The organism is Selenomonas sp. ND2010, assembly GCF_000702005.1.
In the GTDB taxonomy this organism is placed as follows: domain Bacteria; phylum Bacillota; class Negativicutes; order Selenomonadales; family Selenomonadaceae; genus Selenomonas_A.
Window position 1 is genome coordinate 40217 of the sequence record NZ_JNKI01000020.1, and the last position, 16675, is coordinate 56891.

Genomic DNA, 16675 nt, shown 5'->3' on the forward strand with positions numbered 1-16675 from the left:
ATCTATATTACCGCATCGGCTTAATTTTGTCCAGCAGGAATCGACATCCCTTCGTAACGTCTGCATAGGTGACTTCAAAATTCCCCGTATACCAGGGATCGGCCACCTCACGGGCTTCCCCGGCATATTCCAGCAGCAAGTGGCACTTTCCCTGCGGATCGCCGCCTGTCAAGCGCGATAAATCGCACATATTTTCATCATCCATGGCGATAATCAAGTCATATTCCTCGTAATCACTGCGCCGAATCTGCCGTGCTTGCCGCGGCGTAAAGGAAATGCCATGAGCCGTCAGCACCCGCTTCGTTCCTGGATGCGTATCACTGCCGATTTCATCGGTCCGGCAGGCCTTCGATTCGACAAGAATCTCCTCCGTAAGCCCAGCCTTTGCCACCATATCCTTCATCACAAACTCCGCCATCGTCGACCGGCAGATATTGCCGTGGCAAACAAATAATACTTTTTTCATACTCAAAACTTTTCTTCCTTCCTTGATTTATGAGGCTTCACTGCCTTCCCTTTTCCGTCACAGCCTAACGAGCGAGGCAATCAGTAATTTTCACTCATATAATTCGCAATTGCTAGGGCGATGTTATTGTTCACCGTACCACCGCTTAAATAGCGGCAATCCACGCCCTTTCCCCAGCGGACGTCTACCACCGTATACGGGTCATAGTTTTTGCGGCCCGGAATCAGATTCTTGCACCGAATTCCAACATGCGCATGATTGGTTCCTACCATGGCGACCGAAGAGTCATCAATTTCTACCAACCACGCACCGTCGTAGGTCTTCACCGTACCAGCTTCTGCTACGGAAACTGCAAAGGGAGCCGGCGCCATCAACGGTGCCGCAGCCAAAACGCCCCCCAACAAGATACCTGCTAAAACCTTTTTCATAAGAAATTCCTCCTTTACCAATAACCAAGGTAATAGACTCTTTTCTATTATATCGTATTTTTCCTCTTTTTTATAAAAACAAAACGCAAAATGGCATCACCACTGAAACGGTAATGAGACGAATATCTGTGGTATAATGAAAAACGAAACTGCAAGAAAGATGGTGCATATTTTATGCTTACAAAAGATATCGAAACAATTATCGCCAAGGAGCTCAAGGTACGCCCGAAACAGGTGGCGGCAGCTATCGAACTGCTTGACGATGGCAATACGGTTCCGTTCATCGCCCGCTACCGCAAGGAAGCCACTGGCTCTCTCGAAGATGAGCAGCTGCGCCAGTTAGAGGAGCGCCTTTCCTATCTGCGCAATCTGGCCAAGCGCCAGGAAGAAATCCTCGGCAAGATTGCGGAACAGGGCAAGCTCACCGACGAACTGCGTACGGCTATTGAGAAAACCACTAAACTGCAGGAACTGGAGGACCTTTACCTCCCCTATAAGCAGAAAAAACGCACCCGCGCGATGATGGCCCGGGAGCGGGGATTGGAGCCCCTTGCCAATGCCATGATGCTGCAGGCCAAGACCAAGGGCTCGGCGCTTGCGGAAGCCGCCGCCTTTGTGGATGAAGAAAAAGGCGTCAAAACCGCCGAAGACGCCCTCGCCGGTGCCAGGGATATCGTGGCCGAAACCACCATGGAGGATGCTGCCCTGCGCAAGAAAATGCGCAACCGCCTCTGGAACATGGCCATCCTCACTACGAGCCTTTGCGAGGATGCCGCCGAAGAGGATAAACAGGTACTCGAAATGTATGCCGAATACCGGGAGCCCGTTCACACGCTCCCCTCTCACCGCATCCTGGCCATTAATCGCGGCGAGAAAAAAGGCGCCCTCAAAGTGAAACTTGAAATCGACCACGAGGAGAACTGCCGCCGTATCTATAACGAAATCCACCGCCAGCCATCCATCTTTGATGACTGCCTGCGCGCTGCCATCGAGGACGGCTACAAACGCCTGCTGCTGCCGGCTCTCGAGCGCGAAATCCGCGCCCAGCTCACCGAAGAAGCCGAAGCACAGGCCATCAAGGTTTTCGGCGTAAATCTGCGCCAGCTGCTGCTGCAGGCGCCACTGGCCGGCCATACGGTCATGGGGCTTGACCCAGGCTACCGCAATGGCTGCAAGATGGCCGTTGTCGATGCCACCGGGCAGGTTTTGGACCACGGTGTCCTGCAGGTTACCCAAAGCGACCGCGCCAAGGAAGCAGCCGCCAAGACAGTACTGGCATCCATCAAGAAAAATCACGTTACGCTGATTTCTATCGGCAACGGCACGGCCTCTTATGAGACGGAGCAGTTCACCGCAGAACTCATCCGGGAAAACGACCTCACCGATGTGCACTACATCATTGCCAACGAGGCTGGTGCCTCCGTTTACTCGGCCTCGGCTCTTGCCAAGGAGGAACTGCCGGAATACGATGTCGTCATCCGCGGTGCTGTCTCCATTGCCCGCCGGGTACAGGACCCGCTGGCCGAACTCGTAAAAATCGACCCGAAGGCTATCGGCGTTGGCCAGTACCAGCACGATGTCAATCAGAAGGAACTTTCCCAGACGCTTGACGCTACCATCGAAAGTGCCGTCAACCATGTCGGCGTCGACCTCAACACGGCTTCTGCCGCACTTTTAAAGCATATCGCCGGCATCAACAGCACCATTGCCAATAACATCGTTGCCTACCGTAACGAAAACGGCACGTTTATGAGCCGCCGCCAACTGCTCAAAGTTCCTCGTCTTGGCCCCGCTGCCTTTACCCAGTGTGCCGGTTTTCTGCGCATTGCCGGCGCAAAATCGCCGCTGGATAACACGCCGGTCCATCCGGAATCCTATAAACTGGCGGAAGCCATCCTCGAAAAACTCGGCTTTGACCTGCAGGATCTGTCCGACAAGGATCAGCTGGCTATGCTGGCCGCCAAAAGCAAACTGGTCGATATCACCAAACTCGCCAAAGAACTGGATGCCGGTGAACCAACGGTCAAGGATATTCTCGATGCACTGGTTAAACCTGGCCGCGACCCACGTGAGGATCTGCCCGCACCGCTGACCCGTCAAGCGATTGTCAAGCTGTCCGATATCAAACCGGGCACCATCATGCGCGGCACCGTGCGCAATATCACGGACTTTGGCGCCTTTGTCGACATCGGCCTGCATCAGGACGGCCTCATCCACATTTCCGAACTGTCCAAAAAACGCGTCAAGCATCCGCTTGATGTTCTGTCTATCGGTGACGTCCTGAACGTCATGGTCATCAGCATTGACGAAAAGCGCAACCGCATCGGTCTGTCGCTAAAACAAGTGCCAAAGGAGGCGCAAATCGGATGAGCCTGCTGGAACAAACCATCGCCATCATCGAACCGCCCAACCAGGAAATTCCTCAAGCGGCCGCCAAGCGCATCAATCAGGTAATGGAAGATGATGACCTGAGCCTCGGCGGCCTCCGCGGCCTCTTACTACGCTATCTTTCCATAACCGGAAAGCGCCATCCCCAGGCCCCAGAAAAATGCACCATCATCTGCTGCGCGGATCACGGCGTGGCCGAAGAAGGCGTCAGTGCCTATCCCCCCGAAACGACCCTGCAGATGACTCGCAATTACCTCATCAGTCAGGGGGCAGCCGCTAATGCCTTCGCGAAATACTGCGATTCTGAACTGCTGGTCGTCGATGTCGGCATCGCCGCCGATGCGCAGGACATTCCAGGCCTCATCGACTGCCATATCGCCAATGGCACTGCCAATATCGCCCAAGGCCCCGCCATGACACGAAAGCAGGCCATCCTGGCCCTCGAAACGGGCATCGACATTGCCAATCAGGTCATGGACAAAGGCTTTGACTGTATCCTGCCTGGGGAAATGGGCATTGCCAACACCACCGTCAGCGCAGCTATCACTGCCGCCTGCTGTGGGCGTCGAGCCGTAGAAACCACGGGCCGGGGAACCAATATTTCCGATGAACGCCTGCAAAAGAAGATTGGAATTGTCCAACAGGCGCTTGACCGCAACCAGCCCGACAGCAACGACGGCATCGATATTCTAACAAAAGTCGGCGGCTTCGAATTTGGCACGATTGCCGGCATTATCCTCGGAGCTGCCGCCCGTCACGGCACGGTAATCCTCGATGGTGCCAACACCAGCGCCGCCGCTTTGATTGCCCAGGCCATCGCCCCAAATTCCATCGACTATGTGATTGCCTCCCACCGCAGTGCCGAAAAATCCCACCAGTTCGCCCTCGATAAACTCGGCCTGATTCCTCTGATGGATCTGGATTTAAAACTGGGCGAAGCCTGCGGCTCCAGTCTTCTCGTCACGATGCTGGAAGCGGTACTCTCCGCATGGGATGTAATCGACAAGCTCCCCCAGGAACCTGTCGAAACGCCCTTTCATCAGGAGTTCATGCGCTATACCATCCCCAAGATTACCGACAAAACCTTTGATTTCTACCTGCACACGATGCAGGATCTCGATTATGAAGCCCTGCATAACTGCCAGCACCGCATCAACAATCTGGCCAAGCCGCTCGACAGTCTCGGGTATCTGGAACAGATTGCCGCCGAGGTCGCCGGCATCATCGGCAATGACCAGCCTGAATGCGGCATGGAGCGGGCGCTTTTGGTCTTTACCGGCCGTCAGACCAATTCCCTGCAGGCTCAGCTTACGGCGGCCTTTGCTCAGCATGCCGGCGCCGATGTTACGCTTGCCCACCTGCGAGACGGCCTGCCGCCAACAGCCGCGTTCGACTTTGGCCGCGAACAGGCTGAATACCTGTCACTGACCTACCCACTTTTGGGACTGGCACTGACGGAACTCGATGAAGATGCGCCCTTTGGAACGGCGGCTATAGAGTTCCAAACCACCCTGCTGAATCCAGACGGCAGTCTTCGCTACCCGGCGGATGAGTTCTTGCAAAAGGCCCCCGAGGCCTACCAGGGCGCTATTGGGGCCATTATCGGGGCGATTATCGCCGCAGCCCATAACAGCAGTTTCATCCTGCTCGATGACGAAGCCACGGAAATCATCGCGCGCTACACCGAGCTTTTATGTCCAGAAGTCCGGCCCTATATTCTTCATGTCCAGCCGGCATTACTGCAGGCCGATATTACTCTCCCCGGTGGCATTATCGCCGCCCTCGGCCTGAACATCACCGAAGCCGCTCTGCACATGCTAAACGACATGCGCACCTTCGCCGATACCAAAGTATCCGTCTCCCAGGATGGTCCAGGAACCAGCAAACAAATTCCATAACCCGAATACAAAAATCCGGCTGACATTCTGTCAGCCGGATTTTTGCTGTGAATTTATGTTTAGGGAATTATTTAGAAGGCTTATTTTATCTCGATCTCAGTCGAGCGCTGAACTTCCGCCGCTTTCGGCATATTCACATGCAAAACTCCATCTTTGAATTCTGCTGTGACGCGATTTTCGTCGATATTGTCGATGTAGAACGAGCGGCTCATAGAACCGGAACGGCGTTCCCGCCGGATATAGTTTCCGGCCTCATCTTTTTCTTCCTTCGACTCATCCTTCTGGGCCGATATGGTCAGATAGCTGTTCTGATAGCTCAGATGAATATCTTCCTTTGTCATCCCCGGCAAGTCGGCCGTAAGCTCATAGCTACTTCCGTTGTCTTTGACATCGACGCGCATGCCGCCCGCGCTATTCCAACGGTCCATAGCCGGGAAGAAATCATCTTTGAAAAATGGTTCATCGAATACATCCCAAATCGACTGTGGACGCTCACTGCTCTTTGCGAGATTGTTTCTTGCACCAAACGGAACTAAACCAAACATAACTGTCGCCCCTTTCAAAACTGCGCCATAAGTTTCAACAGCTCATGGTATTGATTTATCTCTGGAGGTTTCCCTCTTTTCATTTCTTATTATAAATCAAATAGACAAAAAGTCAATAGGTCAAAGAAAAAAATAATAAGGACATGCCAGCTTGGCATGCCCTTATTGAGGTATATATATGAACGTTATCAGAACTTAAACTGCTTGAGTGCCTGCTCCTGCTCCGCTGCCATATGGGAAAGGGTATCGCTGGCAGAGGCAATTTCCTCCGAAGAAGCAGACTGCTCTTCGGTTGCCGCCGATACGGATTCCATATGTTCGGACACTTCCTGACCTTTGCTGCTGACTTCGGTGACCGAATCGGAGATATTCTGAGCATCCTCGTTTACCATGCGGATGGCCTCATCCATTTCTTTCGTCTTCTCCGCACCATCCTGTACCAGGTCATGGATGCGGTTGAATACGGCCTGAAGCTCCTCAACGGATTTCGCCCCAGACACAACAGCATCACAGCCCTGTTTCATGGATTCAACGGCCTCAGAGGTATCCTGCTGCATCGCGTTGATGAGCTCGGCAATCTTCTGGGCTGCTTCCTCGGACTGCTCTGCCAGTTTGCGGACTTCCTCCGCAACGACCGAGAAGCCACGGCCCTGTTCGCCGGCACGAGCCGCCTCGATGGCGGCATTGAGCGCCAACAGATTCGTCTGGCTGGCAATCTCCGAAATCGTATCAACGATTGCACCGATTTCTTCCGAGCGGTTGCCCAAACGGCCTACCATTTCGGCCGTGCTGCTGACCGTTGCCTCCACATCGCGGATTTCGCGGACGGAGGTCTCCAGTGCCTTATTGCCCTGTTTTGCCTCATCGGCAGCCGTCATGGAATTCGTCGTTACCGCATTGGCATGGGCACGCATGGTCTGAATCGAAGCATTGACCTTCATCAGGAGGTCCTGGCTTTCCTTAATCTTGTTTTCCTGTTCGATGACCAGATGCGCCGCTTCACCAACGGACTCCGCCGACTGGACCGATGCCTGTGCCGACTGCATGGACGCCTCTTTCAGATTGCCCGACGAAGAGCTGATATCCTTGATGGCATTGCTGATTCCTTTCATATAGGTACCGAGTTTCTGCTGCATATCGGCGAGCACGCGGGACAAATGCCCGAACTCATCGCCACGGTTAAGGGACAGTGCCGTACCACGGAAGTCACCATCACGGAGTTTTTCGCATACCGCCCGCATAGCATCAAGGGCATTGGTGATATTGCGCGCCGTCAAAAGGCTGGCGCCTGCCTGTACCAGCAGTGCTACCAGCGTAACTACCATAATCAGCGTAGCAGCAGCGCTGTTGGCATCGCGGCTGGCCTGCTCATGGGCCTCAGCCTGTTCGTTTACTTTCTGCTGCTGGTTGTGGAACGCATCACGCAGACCACGGGTTGCCGGCGAACCTTCCTTTTCATAGTAAGTCAAAGCTTCGGCATTTTTCCCCTGTTTCGCGAGCTCAACCGTTTGATTCATAATCTTTTTGTAATTGGCCCACTGCGCATCGATATCGGAAGTATCCTCAATCGGCATGCCTTTGACGGCTGTTTTGTATTCCGCGATGGACTTCTCGACATTGTCCTCAGCTTCTTTTTTCTGTCCTAATACCTTATTAAGACGCTCTGGATTGTCTTGCAGAGTCACTGCCTGCAGCGTCTTTACCATCATGACGCGGCTGAACTCTACTGCCGTTCCGAGTTTCTGTACGCCCTGCATCTCGTGTTCATACATGCTCTTCATCTCATTATCGGCATTGCTAAGCGAGCGATAACCGGTAACGCTGATTCCAATCATAGCTATTGCCGCTACCGCGACAATCAACATTAGCTTATAGGCCACTTTTAGTTGATCAAAACCCATAATCGACTCCTCCTAATTACACATCCCTAACATTACATCTACACACCTCTAAGATTTTACCATTACCCAAGATTGTATACTAATTATTTTTTCCTATATCATCCATAAGTTTTTCTTATGGAAATCGGACTTCTGACCCTTTTTTCCGTCGTACTTATTCTTTTTTTTACATTATGCTATTGACACACCTCATTTCTGCCGCTATAATGTAAACATATTAAACATGTATGATTTATTGTTTATAAACTCTACTATCCCACAAGCAAGAAAGAAGGTATTTTTATGACCGATTCAAAACATGACCGCGTCAAAACAGCACGTGACGAAGCTTTGCGCCAGCATAATCCTGGTGCCAGCCGCCAGCAGATGCTTCTCTGGTTCAGTGCACTGATTCTCGGTGGCATACTCGGCTCTTTCGGTATCACCGCCCTAAATGAGCTATTCAACTTTATCGCGACGGTATTCACGCGGCTTTTCCAATTTATTGCCGTCCCAACCATTGCCCTCGCGGTTATCACGACTCTTTCGTCCCTGGGCGGGAAAAAAGAGACCAAGACGATTTTCGCTCATGCCGTGACCTATACCCTGCTCACGACATTTTCGGCCGCAGCGGTTGGCCTGCTGCTCTATCTCTGGATTGCCCCGGGCAATCTTCCTGCTGAGGTGGTCGGCGCTGGTGCCGCCTCTGTACCATTGGATAAAGTCGGTTCCCTATCCTACTATGACCATATCATTTCCGTCATTCCGAACAATCTGTTGCAGCCGTTCCTGGCTGGCAATGTACTGTCGGTTATGCTGATTGCGGCTTCGGTTGGCCTGGCTCTTGCCTTTATGCCCAAAACCGAGAATCGCGCCGTTCTCATCAAAGGGCTTTACGGCGTCCAGGAATTACTGTTTACGCTTATCAAAGCCATTCTTTGGGCACTGCCCCTTGGCATCCTGGCTTTTGCCGGCCAGCTGGCCGCCCAGATTCAGGCAGGTGTCATCGTCGGCGCACTGGGCAAGTATGTTGCCGTTGTCCTTGGCGGCAATGCCATCCAGTTCTTTGTGATCCTGCCACTCTTCCTGCTGTTGCGCGGTCTTAATCCGCTTGATGTCTTCAAGAAGATGAGCCCTGCCGTAGCCGTGGCTCTCTTTACCAAGAGCTCCGCAGGCACATTGCCAGTCACCCTGGCTTCGGCCGAGCAGAATCTCAAGGCAGATACGCGCATCTCCCGCTTTGTCCTGCCCATCTGCACCACCATCAACATGAACGGCTGCGCTGCCTTTATCCTTGTCACGTCACTCTTTGTCATGCAGAATGCTGGCTTTGAATTGACGCTGGGCACGATGATTTCCTGGCTCTTCATCGCAGTGCTCGCCGCTGTCGGCAATGCCGGTGTCCCCATGGGCTGCTACTTTCTGACGCTGTCGCTGATGAGTTCCATCGGCGCTCCCATCGGTCTCATGGGCATCATCCTACCGATTTACACCATCATTGATATGATTGAAACGGCCGAAAATGTCTGGTCTGACGCATCGGTATGCGCGATGACCGACCATGACCTGAAGGGCAAGCTTGCGGAAAAAACAACCCCAATAACATCGCTCTCCTAAACCTATTTCCATAACAAAGGACCTGGATTATTCCAGGTCCTTTTTATTTCGTGTTACGAGCAGCTATTTCCTGCCAGCTATTCCGTTATTTATTTAAACATGACGCTCGACTTCAAACCGCCACAGCTGATACGGTTCCTGCTCGCCAATACTGCCCTTGCGGCGCGCAATCGAGATCTGCTCCTCAACGCTATCCACGCCGGGTAAATCCGGCAACAGCAGCCCACGGCGGTCACCGCATTGAACGATGACGCCATAGCGTTTGACATCCAGCTGATCCGGGGAATCGATAGGTTCTGGCTCCGTGAGTACATCGACATCGTAAACCAACTGGGCAAGTTCCTCCGGCGTCACCGGCGAAAACCGCGGGTCTCTCGTCCCAGCCGAAACGGCATTGTAGAGGATTTCCTCGGCCAAATCCTGACGGACCGGCTGGATGGTGCCAATGCAGCCACGCAACTGGCCATCTTTCTTGAGGGAGACGAATGCCCCCCGCCTTTTATCGGCGAAAGACTTCCGCATATCTTCCGGAATAACCGCCAGTTGATGGGTACGCACGAAGGTTTCCAAGCTGAGCCGCGCCAGTTTTACCAGCGAGTCTTCCCGATCCCTAATGGCCCGCATTGCCTCGGCTTCGCACCGTGCCAGCTGTACGCCGATATCCCGTGAATCGTCAAGCCCCCCTGGCAGGAACCAGCCCACGCCATACCCGACGCCAAATGTTCCTTGATACGACAGCAATTCGGATTTTACCTGCCGCCCATCCAGCGTCCCTGCCATAATCCAAAAGGAACGCAAGCCGCATTCCGCCGCCCCACTTGCAAGATCCACCGGCGTCAAAAGCAGCCGCAAAAAATCCCCACTGCGGAAAACCGCCTGCATCCGCGCATCGAACACAGGGCCCTCTGACGTAAATCCATAGGGACCATCTGCCTTTAGCTTATGCGACAGGTCGCCGCTGGCGATGATGAGTACCCGGCGCCCCAGTTCCTCAGCCACCGCGGCAATATGCTGGCCAAGACGGTAATGCGCCCGCGCCGGCAGACCCGAAAGGCCGATTCGCACGACAGGAACACCACGCAGATGCTGTTGCAGGAAATACAGCGGAATCATCGTGCCATGGTCTAACTCCGCATTCTTTTCCCCCAGCGTCCCCGCGGGAAAATCCTCCTCCCGGCAGCGTTTCACCAAGGCCTCGCAAAAACCGCTATCGTACGCAGTTGCTACCTGAACCTGCGGTGCCCGAAAGGCCGCAAAGGAACCGGATGCTCCAGCTCCCGGTGACACGTGAAAGTAATCGGCATACATAACCGTATGCGGGCTGAGAATCACCACTGTATCCGGCCGCAGGGCCGCCGCCCGTTCCATGACCCGCTGATAGGCCGCAATCGTTGGAGCTATTTGCTGTTCCGCGCCATGACCGACTTCCGGAACGATAAGTGGCGGATGCGGCACCGCCATCGCTGCCAAAATTGCCATCAGAATCTCCTCCCATCATCTGAGACATTCGTCGACAAGTTCCTCGTCTCTATTTTACTCCGCTCGATGTTCCGGAGCAATCATCGTGTAGAAACAAACAACGCCGAGCGCGTAGCCGATGACCATGATCACTGCCATCGGAATCGCCGTATGGTCGCCCATGATGCCTACCACTGGCATCATACAAGCACCGAGAATCATGGAGAAGAAGCCGACAAGGGCACTGGCACTGCCCGCATTATGCCCCTGCCGCGAAAGCGCCAGCGAGAAGCTCGCCGCCCCCATGACCGACAGCGGAACGACCGTGAAAAACAGCACCGCCACCGTATAGGCAATCGGTGCCTCCCACCAGAAACCGGCCAGCAGGAAAATCGCACCGGCCAGCGGAATCAGAATCGACCATTTCAGCAGGAGCACATCCGATACTCTTCCTGCCAGCCGTGCCGGCAGCATGCCAGCCAGCATCAGCCCCATTCCGATAAAGCCAAAAATCAAGCTGAACATCTGGGGCGATACCTGATAGATATTCTGGAAGACAAAGGAGGAACCGGCCAAATAGGCAAAAAAAGCACCGAAGATAAAGCACTGCAACAGGCAATGCCCCAGAAAATAACGATCCTTCAAAAGCTGCGGATATTTTTTAAAGGATTCCCCAAGATTTTGCAGCCGCTGATCCTGCGGCAAAGTTTCCTTATAAACGAGCGTCGCAAGAGCCTGCAAAATGCCGATAAATACCAGCACCACAAAGACGCCGCGCCAGCTTGTAAACAGCAGGATTTGGCCGCCGAGTACCGGGGCGAGGATGGGTGCCAAACCATTGACCATCATGAGCAAGGCAAAGAAGCGCGTAAGCTCTGCGCCCTCACAGACATCGCGCGCAATCGCCCGTGCGATGACGATTCCACTGGCCCCGGCAAAACCGGCCAGGAAGCGGAAGAACAAAAACAGTTCGATATCCTTAGCATAAACACAGCCTGCAGTCGATATGATGAACAACAGCATGCCGAGAAACAGCGGACCTTTGCGTCCATAGCGGTCACTCAAAGGCCCCGTAAAAATCTGCCCCAACGCCATGCCGATAATCGTCATCGTCAAAGTCAGCTGGGCCAAGGAGGCCGAAATCCCCAAATCCAGCTGCACAGTCGGCAGTGCCGGCAAGTACATGTCGGTCGATAAAGGTGCCATGGCCGACATAATGCCTAAAAATACCGTCAGCCACAATCGCGTTTTATTTGTCATTTGCATAATCTCTTCCCTTTCTGATAAGCGTAATGGAGCCATTTTAACAGGATTTTCTTAAATATTATATTAAAATCAAATTAATTTTTGCACGGCAATCCGCGTGATAAAACCACGCGAATCGCTCATGCTCATGTTTTCCAGAATGCTTTCCTCATAGGAAAAGTCACCAATCGAACAACCATGTTCCTTGATATACTGCCGCAGCAGACCTCGCCGCCCTGCTGCTCACCCTATTCTTCCTCTATAACGAAAACCGGATACTAAAGCAACGGCAAAATTTCGTGCCGAATCTACCAACCTATTAAGAGAAAAAAGCTCCACTGGCATCAAATCAAACCAGTGGAGCTTTCTTTCTCTTATTCGGTCTGCCCGTGGTACTCCACGCGGCGGACCTCTTTTATTTGGTTCTTTTCATTTACCATAACGACCTTGGGCTTGTGTGCCTTGGCCTCTGCTTCCTCAAAGAGCGCATAGGCCATGATGATGACCACATCGCCCACCTGCGCACAGCGCGCTGCTGCCCCATTCAGGCAAACGACGCCGGAACCGCGCGGCCCCGGTATCGTATAAGTCTCCAGCCGCGCGCCGTTGTTGTTGTCCACCACCTGCACGCGTTCATTCGGAATGATGCCGGCTTTTTCCATGAGCTCTTCATCAATCGTGATGCTTCCCATATACTGGAGATTTGCCTCCGTCACCGTCGCGCAGTGAATTTTCCCCTTTAACAGATTCAACATCATATTACGCTCTCTCCTTCCCCAGAATAGTATTGTCAATCAAACGGGTCTTGCCAATCTTCACGGCAATAGCCAAGAGAGCCGGTTCTGCCACCGTATTCATCGGCGTAAGTCCAGGGAATGAGTACAGATCGACATAATCCACCGCTGCCATGGGTTCATCCCTGAGGGTATTCTTTACGACCCGCTTCAACTGCTCCACATTGCGTTCCCCATGCTCATAGGCTTCCTCCGCCCGCTTCAAACTGCGGGAGAGCACCAGCGCCGCTTCCTTCTCCTCGGCGGATAAATACTGGTTACGCGAACTGCGGGCAAGGCCGCTTGCCTCACGGACAATCGGAACCATATTGATGTGAACGTTGAGATTGAGATCCTCCACAAAGCGGCGGATAACCACTACCTGCTGAGCATCTTTCTGCCCAAAGAACGCCTCATCGGCCCGCGCTAAATTTATAAGCTTCGTCACGACAGTTGCCACCCCGCGAAAATGACCGGGACGCTGCGCGCCGCAGAGTTTATTGGTAATCTCTCCCTCCACGGTTACATAGGTGGAAAAACCATTCGGATACATCTCCTCTGGCTCCGGATGGAACACCGCATCCACCGGTACCGAAGCCAGCTTTTCACAATCGGCTTCGAACCGACGCGGATACGCCTCATAATCCTCATTGGGTCCAAACTGGACCGGATTGACAAAAACCGAGGCGATGACAATATCGCAGGTTTCCCGCGCCTTCCGCATCAGCGTTAAATGCCCCTCATGCAAAGCGCCCATCGTCGGCACCAGACCGATTTTTTTTCCTGCTGCTTTCATTTCCTTCGCATAAGCTTGAATTTCTTTGACCGTACGTAGAATTTTCATGACTTCTCTCCTCTTTGCACGCTTAAGCATTAACTGCCTTTAATTCTTCCTTTTCCTCCTTGCGGACAAAATAATTTGCCACCAGGGAACCCGACACATTATGCCAGACACTGAAAATAGCCCCTGGGATAGCCGCCGCCGGATTAAAGTACAAGATGGCCAAGCTGGCTGCCATCCCCGAATTCTGCATCCCGACTTCGATGGCCACCGTCCGCGCCTTCCGCGAATCCAAATGGCAGGCATGCGCCATAACATACCCCAAAAGCAGGCCAAAACTGTTGTGCAGGATGACCAGCCCGAACATTAAGAGCCCAACTTCCATCAGTTTATCCGCCGACAGTGCCACCACACAGCCCACCAGCAGTACGATGCAGACCACCGATACCAACGGCATGACGGGCATGATGCGCGCTGCCTGCTGCTCCGCGAAGTGATGGATGGCCAGACCTAACAGCACCGGCGCCAAAACCATCTCAGCAATGGAAATCATCATAGCCGTAAACGAAACATTTACCCAGGCATCCGCCAAAAACCAGGTCAATGCCGGCGTGACAATCGGCGCTAACAGCGTCGTCGTCATCGTCATGGATACCGAAAGCGCTACATCCCCTTTCGCCAGATAGGCAATAACATTCGATGCCGTTCCACCGGGACAGGTCCCCACTAGAATGACACCTACCGCTAATTCCGGCGGCAGCTGGAAAACCTTCACGAGTCCATAGGCGACCAATGGCATGATGATGAACTGGGCCGCCACACCAAGGCCGACTTGCCAAGGATGCATGAGCACATTGCGGAAATCTTCCACCCGAAGCGTCATCCCCATCCCGAACATGACCACACCGAGCATCCAGGAGACATACGGCCCCACCCAGGTAAGCGTCCCCGGTGCCACTACTCCCAGCACACCAACAGCGATAACCAGCAGGGCCAAGTTATCCACCAGCATTTTGATGATTTTCTTCAAAAGAAAAACCCCCTTAAAAATATAAAATTTTCCGAGGCAAAAGAACGCATAAGCAAATGGTCCCGAAAATCAAAAACGCGCCTATCAGAGAGACCTGAAAGGCGCGCCAAAAAACCCATAATCAAAACAAAATTATCGGGAAGTCGCACGGATGTCCTCTCTGTCTCAGTCCTTAGGATCTAAGCAGTTCACAACCGAAGCGTATTCGATTTTAACCGGGAAAAGTATAACTCACCATCGTGATGTCATCTCTTGCCACATTCCTTATGCTAGCACAACCAGCCCAAAAACTCAAATCCGTACCATCACCATTTATCCACATATTATTTCCACAATCCTGTGGATATTGTGGATAACCTTGCTATTTTCCCCTAGTAACGGCTAGTTTATGCACCAAAAGCGGGGATTAATCCCCGCTTTTCTGTGGATAACCTTAGGAAAAGGTTAATTTTTCTCTAATAAATGACACAGCACAGTTTAATTCCTTTCCTTTATAATTACTCCAGATTATCAAGCAGGGATTGCATCGAAGGAGTGATTATACATGAAAGGGAATTATGTCAAAAACTATCGCAAACTAGCGGCAATACTAGCGCTCACGCTAACTGCCAACGTGGGTATCGCCACCATCGGCTCAGCCCAGGATATTGCCAATCAGCCCCTCTCCGTCAATCTAGATGGCACGATACCAGATGCCCCTGCGGAAGCAAGGCCAATGGATGTGCCACCACAAGGTCCTGGAATGCCGCCACCCCCAGTCAAGGAGCAGCAAGATGCCTCCAAACTCACAGCCCAGCTCATCAGTGATCATGAAGCGGGAACCTATGACAATCAGAACCTTACCGCATCTACCTCCGATGAAAATGCCTTCCTGGCCCGCAATGGCGCCACGGTCACCCTTACGAACTCCACCCTTAGCAAAACTGGTGATTCCAGCGACGTAGATGCCAGCAACTTCTCCGGACAGAATGCCGTCTTCCTATCGAGTAACAGCATCGCCACGCTGTCGAATCTCAAACTAGAGTCCAACGCCGATGGCGCTAATGCCATCTTTTCTACGGGCGAAAAGAGTGTGGTCCATGTAAATCACGTAGTTATCCACACCAAAAACAACTCCTCCCGCGGACTGGATGCCACCTATGGCGGCACCATCCATGCCAAAGATGTGGAAATCACCACCGAAGGCGCCCATTGCGGTGCTCTGGCCACGGACCGCGGCGAAGGCAATGTCATCGTCGAAAATGCGAAAATCGTCACCGCTGGCGAAGGCAGCCCCTGCATCTACTCAACGGGCAATATCCAGCTCACCAATAGCACCGGTGAAGCCATGGGCAGTGAAATTGCTGTCGTCGAAGGCAAAAACTCGATTGCTCTCAACAACGCTCATCTCACCGGGCATGTAAAACACGGGATCATGCTCTACCAGAGTTTTTCTGGGGATGCCGGCATTGGCGAAGCCAAATTCACGGCCAAGAATTCCATTCTCACGAACAAATCGGATGGGCCAATGTTCTATATCACCAACACAACGGCTACTGCTAATCTTGACAGCACACAGCTCATACAGGATGGCGATGTACTGATCCAGGCCGCCAGCGACCGCTGGGGCAGCGACGGGAAAAACGGCGGCAGCTTCACCATGAACGCCACGCATCAGAAACTGAAAGGGAAAATCCTCGCCAATAGCATCAGCCAGGTTACCCTGAACCTCCAAAGCGGCAGTCACTGGACCGGCTCCTTCAACGAGGACTACACCGCCGATAAGGCCAATTTAAATCTTGCCAAGGACGCCTCCTGGGATGTTACGGACAATTCCTACCTCACCACCATTAGCGACGCCGATACGACCTTCAGCAACATTAACAGCAACGGTCACAAAATCTATTACGACAAAAAAGCCAATCCAAATCTCGGCGGAAAAACCTATAAACTCCCTGGTGGCGGAAAATTAATCGCAAAATAAAAAGGGACTGTGAAAATCGCTTTTTATTGACATAAAATATAAACGCCTCCATAAGTTAGATTGATTAATCTAACTTATGGAGGCGTTTTCGGATTTATCCTCGTAATTTTTACAAATTACAGTTTATCGGTTAGCAGAGCCTCATTCGAAGCAGCTCTTCGCCGCCGCTAGGGGCAGTGCCAACACTACGCGGGAGATGTTTT

13 protein-coding genes are annotated in these 16675 nt (G+C 52.7%); 4 read left to right on the forward strand and 9 right to left on the reverse strand.

The annotated features are described in order from the left end of the window. Positions 1–7 precede the first annotated feature (7 nt). Positions 8–466, reverse strand: a complete 459-nt coding sequence (locus tag T504_RS0108690) for a low molecular weight protein-tyrosine-phosphatase (RefSeq protein WP_033170683.1) — start codon at positions 464–466, stop codon at positions 8–10. An 80-nt stretch (positions 467–546) separates the two neighbouring features. Next, positions 547–894: a hypothetical protein gene (locus tag T504_RS0108695; RefSeq protein ID WP_033170684.1), complete on the reverse strand. Its 348-nt coding sequence runs from the start codon at positions 892–894 to the stop codon at positions 547–549. A 174-nt stretch (positions 895–1068) separates the two neighbouring features. Between T504_RS0108695 and T504_RS0108700 the strand changes: the two genes are divergently transcribed. Together T504_RS0108700 and cobT are read left to right on the forward strand one after the other, a co-directional pair. Continuing rightward, a complete protein-coding gene (locus T504_RS0108700) occupies positions 1069–3264 on the forward strand; it encodes a Tex family protein (RefSeq protein ID WP_033170685.1) in 2196 nt (731 codons plus the stop codon). Continuing rightward, positions 3261–5180 (forward strand): nicotinate-nucleotide--dimethylbenzimidazole phosphoribosyltransferase, encoded by a 1920-nt coding sequence (gene cobT, locus T504_RS0108705; RefSeq protein ID WP_033170686.1) that lies wholly within the window; start codon positions 3261–3263, stop codon positions 5178–5180. The genes T504_RS0108700 and cobT overlap by 4 nt, the downstream gene beginning before the upstream one ends. An 80-nt stretch (positions 5181–5260) precedes the next feature. On the opposite strand, the gene T504_RS0108710 is transcribed toward cobT, so the two are convergent. Together T504_RS0108710 and T504_RS0108715 are read right to left on the reverse strand one after the other, a co-directional pair. Continuing rightward, a complete protein-coding gene (locus T504_RS0108710) occupies positions 5261–5725 on the reverse strand; it encodes an Hsp20/alpha crystallin family protein (RefSeq protein WP_033170687.1) in 465 nt (154 codons plus the stop codon). Between the two features lie 188 nt (positions 5726–5913). Continuing rightward, positions 5914–7626 carry a methyl-accepting chemotaxis protein gene (locus T504_RS0108715; RefSeq protein WP_051635296.1) on the reverse strand — a complete coding sequence of 571 codons (1713 nt, stop codon included), beginning with the start codon at positions 7624–7626 and terminating at the stop codon, positions 5914–5916. 282 nt (positions 7627–7908) lie between these two features. Here T504_RS0108715 and T504_RS0108720 point away from each other — a divergent pair, with 282 nt between their 5' ends. Next, on the forward strand, positions 7909–9222 hold the full coding sequence (locus T504_RS0108720) for a dicarboxylate/amino acid:cation symporter (protein ID WP_033170688.1): 1314 nt from the start codon (positions 7909–7911) through the stop codon (positions 9220–9222). Between the two features lie 93 nt (positions 9223–9315). Here T504_RS0108720 and amrA read toward each other — a convergent pair whose 3' ends face one another. The 5 genes from amrA to T504_RS0108745 all read right to left on the reverse strand — a co-directional run bounded on the left by amrA (position 9316) and on the right by T504_RS0108745 (position 14491). Further along, entirely contained in the window at positions 9316–10701 is a 1386-nt protein-coding gene (gene amrA / locus T504_RS0108725; RefSeq protein WP_033170689.1) for an AmmeMemoRadiSam system protein A, read from the reverse strand. Between the two features lie 54 nt (positions 10702–10755). Next, positions 10756–11946, reverse strand: a complete 1191-nt coding sequence (locus tag T504_RS0108730; protein ID WP_197018701.1) for a multidrug effflux MFS transporter — start codon at positions 11944–11946, stop codon at positions 10756–10758. Positions 11947–12299: 353 nt separating this feature from the next. Next, complete coding sequence (gene panD / locus T504_RS0108735; protein ID WP_033170691.1) at positions 12300–12683, reverse strand: aspartate 1-decarboxylase; 384 nt, start codon at positions 12681–12683, stop codon at positions 12300–12302. A gap of 1 nt (position 12684) precedes the next feature. Continuing rightward, positions 12685–13542: a pantoate--beta-alanine ligase gene (gene panC / locus T504_RS0108740; protein ID WP_033170692.1), complete on the reverse strand. Its 858-nt coding sequence runs from the start codon at positions 13540–13542 to the stop codon at positions 12685–12687. Between the two features lie 22 nt (positions 13543–13564). Continuing rightward, the gene (locus T504_RS0108745; RefSeq protein WP_033170702.1) at positions 13565–14491 is read right to left on the reverse strand and encodes a bile acid:sodium symporter family protein; all 927 of its coding nucleotides are present in this window, start codon (positions 14489–14491) and stop codon (positions 13565–13567) included. Between the two features lie 760 nt (positions 14492–15251). On the opposite strand from T504_RS0108745, the gene T504_RS0108750 reads away from it, so the two are divergent. After that, complete coding sequence (locus T504_RS0108750; RefSeq protein WP_156033509.1) at positions 15252–16472, forward strand: hypothetical protein; 1221 nt, start codon at positions 15252–15254, stop codon at positions 16470–16472. The last annotated feature ends 203 nt before the right edge of the window (positions 16473–16675 follow it).

Bases quoted from the DNA above. Each gene is read 5' to 3' on its own strand.
- T504_RS0108690 (WP_033170683.1), bottom strand. From the start codon at position 466: ATGAAAAAAGTATTATTTGTTTGCCACGGCAATATCTGCCGGTCGACG.
- T504_RS0108695 (WP_033170684.1), bottom strand. From the start codon at position 894: ATGAAAAAGGTTTTAGCAGGTATCTTGTTGGGGGGCGTTTTGGCTGCG.
- T504_RS0108700 (WP_033170685.1), top strand. From the start codon at position 1,069: ATGCTTACAAAAGATATCGAAACAATTATCGCCAAGGAGCTCAAGGTA.
- cobT (WP_033170686.1), top strand. From the start codon at position 3,261: ATGAGCCTGCTGGAACAAACCATCGCCATCATCGAACCGCCCAACCAG.
- T504_RS0108710 (WP_033170687.1), bottom strand. From the start codon at position 5,725: ATGTTTGGTTTAGTTCCGTTTGGTGCAAGAAACAATCTCGCAAAGAGC.
- T504_RS0108715 (WP_051635296.1), bottom strand. From the start codon at position 7,626: ATGGGTTTTGATCAACTAAAAGTGGCCTATAAGCTAATGTTGATTGTC.
- T504_RS0108720 (WP_033170688.1), top strand. From the start codon at position 7,909: ATGACCGATTCAAAACATGACCGCGTCAAAACAGCACGTGACGAAGCT.
- amrA (WP_033170689.1), bottom strand. From the start codon at position 10,701: ATGGCAATTTTGGCAGCGATGGCGGTGCCGCATCCGCCACTTATCGTT.
- T504_RS0108730 (WP_197018701.1), bottom strand. From the start codon at position 11,946: ATGCAAATGACAAATAAAACGCGATTGTGGCTGACGGTATTTTTAGGC.
- panD (WP_033170691.1), bottom strand. From the start codon at position 12,683: ATGATGTTGAATCTGTTAAAGGGGAAAATTCACTGCGCGACGGTGACG.
- panC (WP_033170692.1), bottom strand. From the start codon at position 13,542: ATGAAAATTCTACGTACGGTCAAAGAAATTCAAGCTTATGCGAAGGAA.
- T504_RS0108745 (WP_033170702.1), bottom strand. From the start codon at position 14,491: ATGCTGGTGGATAACTTGGCCCTGCTGGTTATCGCTGTTGGTGTGCTG.
- T504_RS0108750 (WP_156033509.1), top strand. From the start codon at position 15,252: ATGCCGCCACCCCCAGTCAAGGAGCAGCAAGATGCCTCCAAACTCACA.